This window comes from Stieleria sp. JC731 (assembly GCF_020966635.1).
In the GTDB taxonomy this organism is placed as follows: domain Bacteria; phylum Planctomycetota; class Planctomycetia; order Pirellulales; family Pirellulaceae; genus Stieleria.
Genome location: NZ_JAJKFQ010000011.1, coordinates 790,100 through 803,938, shown reverse-complemented (window position 1 = coordinate 803,938; position 13,839 = coordinate 790,100). Strand labels below are relative to the sequence as shown.

The 13,839-nt window shown below is 53.6% G+C and carries 10 protein-coding genes; 3 read left to right on the top strand and 7 right to left on the bottom strand.

Annotation, left to right across the window (positions count from 1 at the left end; genetic code table 11):
* Positions 1 to 196: 196 nt before the first annotated feature.
* A complete protein-coding gene (gene folD, locus LOC67_RS19870; RefSeq protein ID WP_230264503.1) occupies positions 197 to 1,081 on the bottom strand; it encodes a bifunctional methylenetetrahydrofolate dehydrogenase/methenyltetrahydrofolate cyclohydrolase FolD in 885 nt (294 codons plus the stop codon).
* A gap of 170 nt (positions 1,082 to 1,251) precedes the next feature.
* Here folD and LOC67_RS19865 point away from each other — a divergent pair, with 170 nt between their 5' ends.
* On the top strand, positions 1,252 to 2,964 hold the full coding sequence (locus LOC67_RS19865; protein WP_230264502.1) for an NADPH-dependent assimilatory sulfite reductase hemoprotein subunit: 1,713 nt from the start codon (positions 1,252 to 1,254) through the stop codon (positions 2,962 to 2,964).
* A gap of 281 nt (positions 2,965 to 3,245) precedes the next feature.
* Here LOC67_RS19865 and LOC67_RS19860 read toward each other — a convergent pair whose 3' ends face one another.
* Complete coding sequence (locus LOC67_RS19860) at positions 3,246 to 3,983, bottom strand: FHA domain-containing protein (RefSeq protein ID WP_230264501.1); 738 nt, start codon at positions 3,981 to 3,983, stop codon at positions 3,246 to 3,248.
* 354 nt (positions 3,984 to 4,337) lie between these two features.
* On the opposite strand from LOC67_RS19860, the gene LOC67_RS19855 reads away from it, so the two are divergent.
* Positions 4,338 to 4,601 (top strand): membrane or secreted protein, encoded by a 264-nt coding sequence (locus LOC67_RS19855; RefSeq protein ID WP_230264500.1) that lies wholly within the window; start codon positions 4,338 to 4,340, stop codon positions 4,599 to 4,601.
* A 105-nt stretch (positions 4,602 to 4,706) separates the two neighbouring features.
* On the opposite strand, the gene LOC67_RS19850 is transcribed toward LOC67_RS19855, so the two are convergent.
* Together LOC67_RS19850 and LOC67_RS19845 are read right to left on the bottom strand one after the other, a co-directional pair.
* Positions 4,707 to 6,038, bottom strand: a complete 1,332-nt coding sequence (locus LOC67_RS19850; RefSeq protein WP_230264499.1) for a nucleotide sugar dehydrogenase — start codon at positions 6,036 to 6,038, stop codon at positions 4,707 to 4,709.
* A 184-nt stretch (positions 6,039 to 6,222) separates the two neighbouring features.
* On the bottom strand, positions 6,223 to 7,410 hold the full coding sequence (locus tag LOC67_RS19845) for an LptF/LptG family permease (RefSeq protein ID WP_230264498.1): 1,188 nt from the start codon (positions 7,408 to 7,410) through the stop codon (positions 6,223 to 6,225).
* A gap of 251 nt (positions 7,411 to 7,661) precedes the next feature.
* Between LOC67_RS19845 and LOC67_RS19840 the strand changes: the two genes are divergently transcribed.
* The gene (locus LOC67_RS19840) at positions 7,662 to 10,751 is read left to right on the top strand and encodes a secretin N-terminal domain-containing protein (protein WP_230264496.1); all 3,090 of its coding nucleotides are present in this window, start codon (positions 7,662 to 7,664) and stop codon (positions 10,749 to 10,751) included.
* A gap of 114 nt (positions 10,752 to 10,865) precedes the next feature.
* Here LOC67_RS19840 and LOC67_RS19835 read toward each other — a convergent pair whose 3' ends face one another.
* From LOC67_RS19835 to tkt, 3 genes are read right to left on the bottom strand one after another with little or no spacing between them, the layout of a single operon-like run.
* Positions 10,866 to 11,312 carry an ExbD/TolR family protein gene (locus tag LOC67_RS19835; RefSeq protein ID WP_230264495.1) on the bottom strand — a complete coding sequence of 149 codons (447 nt, stop codon included), beginning with the start codon at positions 11,310 to 11,312 and terminating at the stop codon, positions 10,866 to 10,868.
* A 12-nt stretch (positions 11,313 to 11,324) separates the two neighbouring features.
* The gene (locus LOC67_RS19830) at positions 11,325 to 11,690 is read right to left on the bottom strand and encodes an ExbD/TolR family protein (protein ID WP_230264493.1); all 366 of its coding nucleotides are present in this window, start codon (positions 11,688 to 11,690) and stop codon (positions 11,325 to 11,327) included.
* A 48-nt stretch (positions 11,691 to 11,738) separates the two neighbouring features.
* Positions 11,739 to 13,784 (bottom strand): transketolase, encoded by a 2,046-nt coding sequence (gene tkt, locus LOC67_RS19825; protein ID WP_230264491.1) that lies wholly within the window; start codon positions 13,782 to 13,784, stop codon positions 11,739 to 11,741.
* Positions 13,785 to 13,839 lie beyond the last annotated feature (55 nt).

The window sequence follows — 13,839 nt, the reverse complement described above, 5'->3', positions numbered from 1 at the left end:
CCATATGAAAATACGGGTTCGGGTCATCAGCCGACGGGCGTTAACGCCCCGGTTACTGCACTGAAACCGTGGCTAACGCCATACGGCGAATCCTAAAATCGAGCTGGAACGAACCACTAGCGTTACTTCTGAAAAGACGCGTGGTTTGAAGCGATCTGCCGTGGTCGACGGAGACCGCTAGCTGAACCGCTTCGCGTTAAGCTTGTGCCTGAAGCTTTGCCGCCAGCAACGTGTTGTGCAGAAGCATTGCGATCGTCAACGGTCCGACTCCTCCTGGAACCGGCGTGATCGCGGAAGCGACTTCGATGGCACCAGCAAAGTCCACGTCTCCAACCAGCTTGTCACCAACTCGGTTAATCCCAACGTCGATCACAACAGCACCGGGTTTGATCATCTCGGCAGTGATCATTTCCGGTCTTCCGACAGCGGCAATCAAGATGTCAGCGTCTCGGCAAGTACTGGCCAAGTCATCGGTACGGCTGTGAGCAAGCGTCACAGTAGCGTTGGCAACGTCCGGCCCGCAGGAACCTGATTTCTGAGCCAACATCATCGCCATCGGTTTACCGACAATGTCGCTACGCCCAACCACGCAAACCTTTTTCCCCGATGTGGAAATCTTGTATCGGTGCAATAGCTGCACGATCCCGTGGGGGGTGCAAGGCAGGAAACGCGGGCGGCCCTGCATCAAAAATCCGACATTGATCGGGGAGAATGCGTCGACATCCTTCAGCGGGTCTACCGCGTCAAGAATCTCTCGCTCGTCGTACCCATGACCGGATGGCAGCGGTAGCTGCACCAAAATCCCGTTCACGGCCTTATCAGTGTTCAGGCTGTTGACGACTGCAAGCAGCTCTTTCTGTCCTGCATCAGCTGGCAAACGGTGTGTCCTACCTTCGATCCCAGCTTTTTCGCACGCCCGAGCTTTGTTGCGAACATAAACCTGACTTGCCGGGTCTTCACCAACAAGAACGGCAGCCAAACACGGTGGTTGAGCCCCATTTGCGACAAATTGCTCCACTTCCGCAGCAACTTCGGCGCGGATTTCTGCCGCGACTTTCTTTCCATCCAGCCTTTCTGCCATCGTGCCAGCCTCGTTCATACTTTTCCTGTCGCACCGATACTGCAAAAAACCATTTTGCCGAAGGTGACATCGCCATAGTGAAGATGCGGTGCGCCCGTTATAGTTTGCTCAGATTCACAGTCGACCGACTGTCGAACCGCCAGTCGTTATCACACAGGATTTTTCACTCGATGTCTACCGAAGCGTCAAAGCTTAGCCCCGTTGAAAAGATCAAAGAAGAGAGCCAGTTTTTGCGTGGCTCGATCGGCGAAGAGTTGGCAGCCGATTCCGATCACTTTAACAAAGACGATCTTCAGCTACTGAAGTTTCACGGGACTTATCAGCAAGACGATCGTGATAAACGAGCGGAGCTGAAAAAACAGGGCGGTGGGAAGGCATTTTCGATGATGGTTCGCTGCCGAATTCCAGGCGGACGCATCACCAGTTCCCAAATGTTGGCTCAGCTGGATCTTTGCGATGAGCTTGGCAATTCGACGCTAAAAATCACCACGCGTCAGACTTTGCAGCTGCACGGCATCCTGAAAAAAGACCTTCGGGAAACCATCAATCGAATCAATGAGATGGAACTGTCGACGCTTGCCGCATGTGGCGACGTCAACCGAAACATCATGTGCTGCCCAGCCAAACGGGTTGGCGGCATTCATGAGCAAATGGAAAAAATGACGGACGAACTGACCGTCGCCCTTGCTCCTGAAACCCCCGCCTACCATGAACTGTGGGTCACCGACCCCGAAACTGGCGAGAAAACTCTAGAAGGCGGCGGTCCAGTCATCGAGCCGCTTTATGGTCCGCGTTACCTGCCGCGGAAATTTAAAATGGGCATCGCATTGCCCGAAGACAATTGCATCGATATCTACACCCAGGACTTGGGATATCTGGCTGTCGTCCGTGATGGCGAAATCATCGGCTACAACGTACTCGTTGGCGGTGGAATGGGCACGACGCCAGCATTGAAAAAGACATATCCGGCGCTCGCCAAACGCATGGCTTTCTGTACGCCAGATCAAGTGATCGATGTAGCCAAAGCGATCATTAAAGTCCAACGCGACTACGGCAATCGCGCCGACCGAAAAGTCGCACGGATGAAGTACCTTGTCGATAAATGGGGAATCGAAAAATTCCGCCGCGCCGTCGAAGAGTACTTCGGCGCCCAATTGAAAGACTGCGCCGAAGACGACGTGACCGGCGTTGACGATCACATGGGTTGGCAAGAACAGGGCGACGGAAAGTGGTCCTATGGGTTGAGCATCGAAAATGGTCGGCTTTATGACAACGACCAGATTCAACTCAAAAAGATGATGCGTGAAATTTGCGAGACATTCGGCACCGAATTGCGAATGACGGGCTACCAAAGCATCATTTTCACCGACATCCAAGAAGCCGACAAAGACAAGCTGATCGCGATCGTCAAGAAATACGGTGCACCAACAACCGAAGAAACGAGCACCGTTCGTCGCTGGTCGATGGCCTGCGTCGCACTGCCAACCTGCGGCTTAGCGATCACCGAAAGCGAACGTCGCCTACCAAGCTTGATCGATGACCTGGAACAACCTCTCGCCAAGCTTGGACTCGATAGCGAGCGATTCACCATTCGTATGACGGGTTGCCCAAACGGTTGCGCACGCCCATACAACGCTGATATCGCGTTGGTTGGAAAAGCCAAGGACAAGTACACGCTTTACCTCGGCGGCGGCTGGCTCGGTAACCGACTCGCTTATATCTATAAAGACTTGGTTCCGTCCGACGATATCGTCAACGAAATCGTCAGTGTCGCCAAAGTGTTTAAGACGAACCGCAACGATGGTGAGTCGCTTGGCGAGTTCTGCGATCGGATCGGTAAAGACGTCCTACTTGAAATGACAGCGGCTGCTGAATCAGCCTAGTTTCACCAACTGAATCAACCGAGATACGCAATCTCGCTGATTTCATCAATTCAATGAATGTACTGACAGGGACGTGGAATACCGCGTCCCTGTTTTAATTCGTGCATGTCCCATGCGCCTCTTCCAGAGCAAACAAACTGATCTGAGAAGCAGGCTAATGCTTCGTTCCATATAAAAATACGGGTTCGGGTCATCAGCCGACGGGCGTTAGCCGCGGTTATTGCACTGAAACCGTGGCTAACGCCATACGGCTAATCCTAAAATCGATTTGGAACGAAGCACTAGCGAACAAAGAGATTTCGAAGGGCTACCGCAGCCGCATCCTTACTATCGCGAGGAGCCTTGGGACGAAGGTGCTCTGGAAGCTTCTTTGGACCTTGCTCTTCGATCGTCTCTTCGTCACCAGCGTCCTTTCGATCGGCGACGCTGTCTTCTGTGCCACTGTTTTCCATGGCCCTGCTCAGCATCTCCGTTGAAGCTTCTTCAGTAGAAGTACGATCCGCATTCGTTTGTGAGGCTTCATTGATGGAGCCACCAGCAGATTGAATTCCCACACCGAGGGCGGTTGGTTCGGCACGTTCGAGCTTGGATGCCAAGTCATCCAGTTCGCTAATCAGCCGCTGCGCCTCCTGCGTCTCCACCCCAGCATCCCCATCGACTCCCGAAAGAGTTGATAGATCAATCAGCGAAGGGCGGTACGGCTCATTCGTTGTGGCGTCACGTATCGATATACGAAACGAATACTTCCCCACTTGAAGCTCACCATGGTGGGACAGTTGCACCGGAGTGTCAGGTGAAGCGGTGGATCCGCCTACCTGGGTTCCGTTGCGGCTTTTCAAGTCTTTGACCAAGACACTGGAACTGTCAAAAACAATCATGCAGTGCTTGCGACTGACCGTACGCGATGCCAGGGTCAAATCGCATTCGTCGTTTCGACCGATAAGGAATGGCGAACCGGCGACACGATAACGCGTGCCCTTTCGAGAACCATTCGTCTGTAGCAAGGAGATCTTTAGCAAGCTGCAATACCGGTGCAGAGTTAATTCGTTCCGTTATTGAGAATGCAGAGGAATATAGGGAACCGTCGTGAACGTTCGCTTAAGAAACAAGCCAGCTTTGATGTTCGTTCGGTGAAAGTCTAGGCGGACTGACCGCGGGGGGACTTCACTCCGCACACGCGAAATCATGCACAAAGAACGGCTAATGCTGCTGCGTCTGCTGAGCATCCGCACAGCAGCTCACAGGCTCTTCGATAACATCTGACCAGATCGCGACTACCGAAAACGGACTACACACAGAACGCTCGATTTTGCTACGGTGAGATTCATCAAGAAGGCAATCACGGTTCGGCGGCGGCAACACACAATCGATCGATGAAGAAAACACCAATCGCTCTGACGCTGTGCTCACTGCTAGTCGTCGCACCAGGTTGCCAAACGGCCGTCCAACGCGGCTGGATCGCACCACCGGGTCCGATGAATTATCAACAGGCCAATGCTGTTATCCATGACCCGTTCCCGCTGCCAGACATTGGACCCGATGACAAATCGATGCGCCCACCGGACTACCAAAATCCGATCGCGTTACCGGTTCGGAACCAAATGAAAAACCAGGTTTCGCCTTGGCTGATGCCATAGAAACCGGCTTTCAAAACACGCAAGGGAATGGCTGATCGTTGACGCGCTGGATGCTTTTTACATCCGACGCGAAGGCTGCCGCTGAAAATAAAACCGGCTCAGCATCTAACACTTGCGGATTTTTTCGCGCCCGTCGCTGACACCCTGCGTCGCGTTTCGAGTATCGATGACCAAAGTGCTATGCTTGACGATCTGGTCATAGTCAAACGCGGAGTGATCGGTTGCGATTAACACAGCGTCTTGGCTAGCGAGAAACCCATCGGTGAGTTCCTGACTGTTCATCGCAGGCAGATCATAGTGACGCATTGGAGGTAGCGACGGAACATGTGGATCGCTGTAACTCAGTTCTGCACCTTGCTCCAACAACAACTCCATCAATTCAAATGATGGGCTTTCACGTGGATCATCGACGTCTTTCTTGTATGCCATTCCAAGCAAGCAAATCTTGCTGCCATTGATCGGCTTTCGGAATTCATTAAGAAACTCCGCCGTACGCGAAACGACGTACGTGGGCATCGATCGATTGACTTCACCAGCCAATTCGATGAAACGGGCGGTACTGCCTTGCTTACGAGCTAGCCATGACAAGTAGAACGGGTCGATCGGAATACAGTGACCGCCCAAACCGGGGCCGGGATAAAACGCCTGAAAACCGAATGGCTTTGTCTTCGCGGCGTTAATCACATCCCAGACATCGATGTCCATCTTGTCAAAGAGTGTTTTCAACTCATTAACCAACGCAATGTTGACCGCTCGGTAGATATTCTCCAGCACTTTCGCTGCTTCTGCGATTTCACAGTTGCCTACCGGAATCACACCGGCAACAGCTGCGCCATAGAGCGCTGCAGCACATGCTTGGCTATCTTCGTTTAAAGCACCGACAACCTTAGGAATGCCTGCAGCGGAGAAATCAGGGTTGCCGGGATCTTCACGTTCCGGGCTGTAGGCAACAAAGAAATCTTGCCCGGCAGTGAGTCCACTTTGCTCTAGAATCGGCACCATGACGTCCCGAGTCGTTGTCGGGTAAGTCGTGCTTTCCAGAACGACCAATTGGCCTTTGCGAAGAGCCTTGCTGATTGATTCGCAGGTACCCACCACATACGACAGATCGGGATCGCGAGCCGAATCTAGAGGTGTCGGCACGCAAATCAGCAGAACATCAGGTTCGGACAATCGTGACATGTCCGAACTCGCCTCGAATTTCTCTTTCGTGAGCCAAGCTTGGATTTTGTCATCGCCGATGTGTTTGATGTAGCTTTTCCCATCCAGCAACGAGTCGACTTTCTTTGCATCAACGTCGAAACCAAAGCAGCTGAACCCCGCGTTGATAAATGCGTCAATCAGCGGTAAACCGACATAGCCGAGCCCGATAACGCCGACCTTGCAGGTGCGATCTTCGACGGCTTTTACAAATGATTGGCTTGCGGCACTCGTCATAGCAGGCAATTGATGGTGCGGTTGAAATAGAGACAAGACGTCGGAAAAGCAGCGGCAAAAACTCGCGGCAGATACCCCGAAATTCAGACACCCAGCTCTGGAGATTACGATCGATCGCGAGGTCTGAAACGCGCAGTTTATTCTCAGAACGGTTTGTCGCTAGCTGGTGCGACAGACAACTTGCTCAGTAGCGTCGGACTCGATTCACCAAAATCATTCCGATCGCGCCAAGTGCTACATTCCCCAGCCAGACCCCATAGGGAGGGATCATGCCGTCCTTTGCCTGGTTGAGCCCCAGGATGAACAGGGGGTAGTACATCAGCAGGGTTGGCAAAAAACACCGCCCAAACGTTGTCCAGTAGTCGCTGGTTCTTGAAATCATGGCCAGCGGGGCACCGATCAAAACGAAGAAAAAGCAGCTGAATCCCTCGGCCCATCGCCGCCAAGGCGCAATTTTCAATCGCATTAGTCGACGCCGACAAGAATCCAGTTCGGCCCGCCTATCGCGTCCTTTGGTGTCGGCGATCTCTTCGTAACGACTGGTCAGAATCGAAAAACTGGTTTGGGCAGCAAGCTCACCCGCCGCCTCGTGCGTTCGCGCATCCTGTCGCAATCGCTCGTCGTTGATCACGCAGAGCGGCAAATCGCCTGGGCGAGTCGATTCCTGATCTTTCGCCTGCGGCGATTCAGACAACGGGATCGGAACTTCCGTCGGACCGTTGGCAATAATCTGAAGGGAGTCGCCCCGCACCCAGCGGCTATCGACCAGCTTTAGCATCAACTGCTCGCTTTCGACGTCCAATGACAACTGACCTTCGCGAGCCTCGAACTTCATCGGCACGCCACCACTATGGATGGTCACCGTCGGATACTCGAGAATCTTCCCTTTGACGTCTCGCACATGGATCGAGAAACCGTCATCGGTGTACGAATGCTGACTGCGCATCTTTCGATACACAATGTCTTCAATCGAAAGCATGACGACTCGGTTCATCCCAGGGCGCCCCCAGGATACCGCCAAATCACTGATATAGACGGCGAAAGGGCTGAGCAAGAACGCGAAGATAAACGCTGGCTGCAGAATCCGCAGCGGTGAAATCCCCGATGCCTTCACCGTGGAAACCTCACCATCACCCGCCATCCGTCCGTAGACACACGAAACGGCAAAAAGTGCTGTCGCTGGAAAGGCGAACTGCAATGACAGCGGCAACAGGTACGGCAAAAGCTGGACGATTGCCAAAGGGCCCAACCCTTCGCGCAACAGCGTCCGACCGACGCCGATCAACAAGATCAGAAGCGTCAGTGCGATCAGCGCGACGACGAAAATCTTCAGGATTTCCGCCAAAATGTAACGGGTAAGCCGGGTTGGCATCCTTAGTCCAGGGCGTCACTCGACGATGCAGTCCACTTGGTTTTCCGTGGGGAAATTAGCAAAGCTCTGGAGCGGACAGATAGTGCGATTTTTTGGTGAAAAATCACCCAAATCGCCCCGAAAAAGAGACACAACGTCTATCTTGGATCGTCTACCTTGATTGAATGATTGGACGACACCCTTCCAGCTGGCCATACTGGCGGGGTGTTCTCCATAAAACCCAAGCGTCCTCCCGAGCCATTTATTTCGGTATGCGAATCCTTGCTGTCCTCATCGGCTCACTCTGCCTTGCCTCTGGATCCGCTTATTCCCAAGCGGTGATGGCGGTTGGACCAGGAGGAAAACCGGTCGCAGTCGTTCCACCGGGAGCAACGCCGACTGGCCCACAGCCAGCACAGCCGCCAAATCCAAATCAAAAGCCCGGCGAAAACGGTAATGCCCCAGCTCCGGGTGGAGATAAGAAAGAGGAACCGCCAGAACCAAAGATCATTCGTCGTGGCGATCAGAAAGTTGGCGATGCCAATCCGCAGGAACTTAAAGCGACGGTAGGTGAGGACGGTCGTGTCGCGTTCCAGTTTCGGAACCAGCCTTGGGTCGACTTGGTTCAATGGCTCGCGCAAATCGCCGACCAGCCGCTCGACTGGCAGGAACTTCCTGGTGACCGCGTCAATTTGCGATCGCCGGGTCGCTACACCGTCGAACAGACCAAGGACTTATTTAATCGCCACTTGCTGGCACGCGGCTACACCTTGCTGGAAATGCCTGGAGGGATCACTGTCGCGAAAACACAGGGGATCAACCCAGCGATGGTGCCACGTGTCGCAGAAGCGGACCTTGAAAACCTTTCCCCACACAAGTTCGTGCGGGTATCACTGGAAACGGGTTGGCTTTCGAGCCAGAAGATGGCTGAAGAACTTAAGCCGATGGTCAGTGGCAACGGTCAGCTCACCGCATTAACGACAACCAATCGACTCGAAGCAATGGATGCGGCGATCAACCTGCAACAGATCGCTAGGCTCTTGTCACAAGAGCGAAATGAGTCGAGCCGTGAAGCACTCGCCCCGGAATTTAAACTGCGGCACATTCCAGCCGAAGTAGCCAAAAAGATGCTGGAAGAATTCCTGGGAGTCGAGAAGAAACAAGCGGCGCCGATGACGCCGCAGCAGATGCAGATGATGCAACAGATGGCACGTCAAAACGGAGGTCAACAGCCGGCGGCAAGCAAAGCCCCTGACATTTCGATTGTCGCCAACACCCGACAGAATTCGGTCTTCATCCGCGCACCGGTCGATCGAATTGCGGTGGCAACCGAATTTCTCACCCGCATCGATGTCCCCGGCCAGGGAATCAATTCCTTGTCGGATGTCGAATCGCGAGTCGATGTGTTTCGCCTGTATTCAATCTCGCCCGACAAGCTGATTGAAATCATTTCGCAAATGAATGTCTTGGAACCGGCTACGCAAATCCAAGCGGACGATAACAATCATGCTTTGATCGTTTCGGGCTCGGCTGCGGATCGCTACATCATCGAACGGCTCATCAAACGGCTTGACGGTAGCGGACGTTCGTTCGAAGTCCTGCAACTCCGACGATTGGACGCGACCGAAGTTGCCGAGTCAATTTCGTTTTTAATGGGCAAAGACAAAGACGAAGATGACAACAATAACTCGCGGCGATACTTCTATTACGGTTTCGGCGGAAACAACGATGACAAGAAGGACAAGGATCAGTTTCGAGTCGCTGCCAATGCCCGCTACCGCCAAGTTTTACTGTGGGCAAATGAGTCCGAAATGGAACAGGTCCGAAACCTGCTAGTCAAACTCGGTGAGCTGCCGCCGCCCGGTGGAAGCCAAAGCATGGTTCGGCGAATCGACGCGTCGTCCGCACCAGAAACCTACGAATACTTGCTTCGGCTGCAGCAACAATGGTCGCAAATATCGAACACGCCTCTTGAGCTTCCGAACGCAGACGAATTTGTCGATCCGATCATCGACGACTCTCCAGCCGATTCTACAACAACTGAATCGGATGACGATGATTCGACCGACAACGATACGCCTGCGCCCAAGACCGATGACCTAGAAGCTTCATCTCGCAATGCTTCGGCGGACGTTTCGATCGTGATGTTGACGCGGACCCAAGTCGCGAATCAATCCGGCGACAACGGCGAAAGTGATGCCGAAGGCGACACCAATGCAGACTCGCCTAAAATACGATCGCAGGTCCAATCCTCGGCAGATTTTGATCGCCTATTCCAGAACTCAGATCAAATCCAACGCAATGCAGAGGGTAATGCGGCCGAGTCCTCAGATGTCGAACCCGGCACCGGTATCAGCATTGAACTGGACGAAGATGGCAACCTAGTCATTGTCGGGTCGGATCCCAAAGCTCTCGATCGCCTCGAGAACTTGATGCTGCAATTCGCTCCACCTAAACGCCCTTACCACGTCTTCAAGATCAAACACCAGTCAGCGGGATACGTTCAACTGAACCTGGAAGAGTACTTCGAAGAAGAAGAGGACGAAGATTCCAACAACGGTTTCTATCGCTGGATCTATGGTTTCGATCAGCAAAACGATGACAGTCCTTCAGGGCTCGGTAAAGCAAACAAGCTGCGGTTTGTTTATGACCCCGATACCAACACGATTGTTGTCAGCGGAGCCACTTCCTCGCAGCTGAAAACCATTGCCGAACTAATCAAACTGTGGGACGTCGCCGAACCGGCAAACAAACGCCGCATGCGTTATACCAAGTTGGTAAAAGTCGAATACGGAAGTGCTTCAAGTATCGCTGAGACTGTAAAAGAAGCGTATCGCGACCTGCTCAGCAGCAACGATAAAACCTTCAACCGCGGTGGAAACGGAGGCGGTGGAAATCAGCCAGGCCAAAGCGGTCCAGGTGCATCAAAATCATCAGGACGGGACCGCCAACAGGGAAGCGGCTTGGTCGACAGTGAGAACGGACGCGATGGTGGAGACGTAGACTTTTCGTTCAAAGGCAAGCTGTCGATGGGTGTCGATGCGATCGGCAACACCTTGCTAGTCAGCGCCGAAGGTGAACCTCTACTCGAACTTGTCGTCGACATGATCAATCAATTGGACATGGCCGCAAAACCTGCCGGCGACATGCAAATCATCTCGGTCTCGGGTAAAACCAGCGATGAAGCGATCGAAAAGGTCCTACAAGCGTTCGGCAGCAGGATCACCCCATCGCAACCTGGCCCGGATGCCAATCAGCCGGGTCAACCGATTCAGCCTGGTAACGTGCAGGCTCCGAACTCTCCCAATCGGAACGGCAACCGACGCCGTGGCCCTGCCAACGCGTTCGGTGCCCCCGGTTAACCAATGAACGTGGTCAACGCTGTATCCAAATCGGAACCAAAACCCGGATCACGGCAATTGCAGTCTCTTGCGCATTACCGATTCGCGATTTAGTTCTCACAGCGACCGGAAACGTCAACGTTCAGATGTCGCGTACAACACTCGATCGGCACCCGCCGCGCGCGCTACGTCATAGGCTTTCACCGTTTGCTCCATTTGCACGGTGCCTTCGGGATCGATAATCACAGGTGGCTGAACCCCCAAGGCAACGATCGCCTCTAAACGCTCGTGCAATTCATCGAACGAGCTGACTTCATCACCGGCGATCTGAATCGCCACCAAACCGTTACGCATACGCAATCGGACGATGACCTCGTCATACGGTTCGATCGGCGGCGGCACATCGGTATTTGCGATGCTTCCGCCTTCGGGTTTCTTAGAAATCGCGCCGGGAAGATCATATTCGGGCGTTTCAAAACTGCTGGTCCAAACGAAAAAGATCAGCAACAGAAAGACAACGTCAATCATCGGCGTCATCTTCACTTCAAGCTCGCCACTCGCTCTTGCCGCAGGCAGTCTCATGATTCTGCTCCGCTAATCCTTGACGGCTAACTTGATGTCCAGCACGCCTGCCGATGCGGATGCATGCAGCACAGGTTCGACAACCTGGTAGGGTACGGCCCCGTCGGTTCGAATCCGCAACGAAGCGGTCTTACCTTCACGTTCGAATACTCCCGCGAAAAGCGACGGCAGTGCGTCTTGATCGACCGGCTTGCCGCCCACGAGCAATTGCTGATCGCGATTAATCGTGATTGTCAGCGAAACCGGTTCGACACTAAGCGGATCATGAGACTCGGCTACCGGCAACTCGACCGGCAGCCTTGATTCCTGTCTAGCAAGATGGCTGGAGACCAGAAAGAAGATAATCAGCAGAAACACGACGTCGATCATCGGCGTCATGTTCGCTCCGGTGAAAGGGCGGTTCTGCTGATTGGGAACTTTCAAAGATCAACCACCAGCAGCTTTGACAACGGCATCGGCGGTGATACCGAAGTGCTCGTAAACCAGTGCGTATGGTCCGCTAGCACCATAGCCATGCATTCCGATGAACTCGCCATCGAATCCCAACCATCGGTCCCAGCTCATTCGCAAGCCGGCTTCAACGGCAACACGTTTGGTAACCGAAGGTGGCAACACTTGGTCTTGGTATTCCTTGCTTTGCTCGGCAAACAGGTCCAGGCATGGCATGCTGACGATGCGAACCTTCTTACCGGCTTCGGTCAATTTTTCACCGGCGGTGATGCAGAGGTTCAATTCGCTTCCGCTTCCCATCAAGATCACATCCGGGGTGCCTTCGCAATCCGATAGGATGTAACCACCGTTGGCACAACCTTCGGCTGACGCATATTTGGTTCGGCACAGGGTCGGCATGTTTTGACGAGACAACACCATGGCCGAAGGATGATCATCGGTGAGCATCGCTTTGCGATAGCACTCGGCGACTTCATTGGCGTCACCTGGGCGGAACACATAAAGCCCTGGGATTGAACGGCAAGCGGTCAAATGCTCGATTGGCTGGTGGGTTGGCCCGTCTTCACCAACACCGATCGAATCGTGTGTCAGGATGTAAAGAACTGGCTGGTGCATGATCGACGACAACCGCATCGCACCACGCATGTAATCGGTAAAGACGAAGAACGTCGCTGCGTATCCACGAAGCCCAGTCAGGCTGATCCCGTTGACCGCACCCGCCATCGCGTGTTCACGAATACCGAAGTGAAGGTTTCGTCCGCCGTATTGGTTGGGCAGAAAATCACCGGCACCTTCGAAGGTTAGATCGCTTTTGTTACTTGGTGCCAAGTCAGCCGAACCGCCGATCATGAACGGAACGTTCTTTGCGATCGCGTTCAGGACTTTGCCACTGCTATTTCGCGTCGCATCGCCTTTCTCGCTGGCTTCAAAGACAGGAATATCTGCATCCCATCCGGCGGGAAGCTTTCCGGCGAAGACGGCTTCCAATTGGGCCGCTTTCTCCGGATTGGCCGCTTTGTAGCTAGACCAGACGCCATCCCATTTTTCGTAGCCTGCTTGTCCACGTTTTCCAAGGTTGCTGTCGAAGTGCTCGACAACGCCATCTGGAACGTAGAACTTTTCTTCCGCAGGGAACCCGTAGGCTTTCTTGGTCAGTTCGACTTCGTCCCAGCCAAGCGGTGCACCGTGTGCTCCGTGAGTATTCGCTTTGTTGGGCGATCCCCAAGCGATGACGGTCTTGCAGATAATGATCGTTGGCTTTCCGCTGCATGCCTTGAACTGCTCGATCGCGTCGGCAAGGTTGGAAAGCTTGTTGACGTCAGAAACGTGGATGACGTTCCAACCGAGGCCTTCGAAGCGTTTTCCAACATCTTCGGAGAACGAGATATCGGTGTCGCCTTCGATCGTGATCTTGTTGTCGTCGTAGATCCAGCAAAGGTTGTCGAGCTTGAGGTGACCGCCAAGTGACGCGGCTTCGCAAGCGACGCCTTCCATCAAGTCGCCATCGCTGCACAACGCGTAGACGTTGTAATCGAACAACTTGTGATCAGCCGTGTTGTAATTCTCGGCCAACCATTTTTGTGCCATCGCCATGCCAACACTGTTGCTGACACCCGCACCAAGTGGGCCCGTTGTGGTTTCGATCCCGGCAGCTTCGGCGTACTCGGGGTGACCAGCACAGACGCTTCCGATTTGACGGAAATTCTTGATGTCATCCAGTTTGATCGACAGCTCATCCAGAACTTTGCCGTCCTTGTCAGTGGCTTTGACGCCTGCCAAGTGCAACACGCTGTAAAGCAGCATCGAAGCATGACCACAAGACAGAACAAAGCGATCCCGGTTTGGCCAGTTTGGGTTGGCCGGATCGTATTGCATCGTGTGGTTGAACAGCTGATACGCGATTGGTGCCAAAGCCATTGGCGTGCCAGGGTGACCGCTATTGGCAGTCTGAACCGCGTCCATGCTGAGCGTGCGGATGGTGTCGACGGCAAGGGTATCGATATCGGTCGATGCAACACTCATTGGCGTGATTTAATTTGGGCAAAAGTAAAGTTGAAATAGACTGTCGAAATTTTCC

Excerpts from the sequence above, each read along its gene's own strand:
- folD (WP_230264503.1), bottom strand. The coding sequence starts at position 1,081 with ATGGCAGAAAGGCTGGATGGAAAGAAAGTCGCGGCAGAAATCCGCGCC.
- LOC67_RS19865 (WP_230264502.1), top strand. The coding sequence starts at position 1,252 with ATGTCTACCGAAGCGTCAAAGCTTAGCCCCGTTGAAAAGATCAAAGAA.
- LOC67_RS19855 (WP_230264500.1), top strand. The coding sequence starts at position 4,338 with ATGAAGAAAACACCAATCGCTCTGACGCTGTGCTCACTGCTAGTCGTC.
- LOC67_RS19850 (WP_230264499.1), bottom strand. The coding sequence starts at position 6,038 with ATGACGAGTGCCGCAAGCCAATCATTTGTAAAAGCCGTCGAAGATCGC.
- LOC67_RS19845 (WP_230264498.1), bottom strand. The coding sequence starts at position 7,410 with ATGCCAACCCGGCTTACCCGTTACATTTTGGCGGAAATCCTGAAGATT.
- LOC67_RS19840 (WP_230264496.1), top strand. The coding sequence starts at position 7,662 with ATGCGAATCCTTGCTGTCCTCATCGGCTCACTCTGCCTTGCCTCTGGA.
- LOC67_RS19835 (WP_230264495.1), bottom strand. The coding sequence starts at position 11,312 with ATGAGACTGCCTGCGGCAAGAGCGAGTGGCGAGCTTGAAGTGAAGATG.
- LOC67_RS19830 (WP_230264493.1), bottom strand. The coding sequence starts at position 11,690 with ATGACGCCGATGATCGACGTCGTGTTTCTGCTGATTATCTTCTTTCTG.
- tkt (WP_230264491.1), bottom strand. The coding sequence starts at position 13,784 with ATGAGTGTTGCATCGACCGATATCGATACCCTTGCCGTCGACACCATC.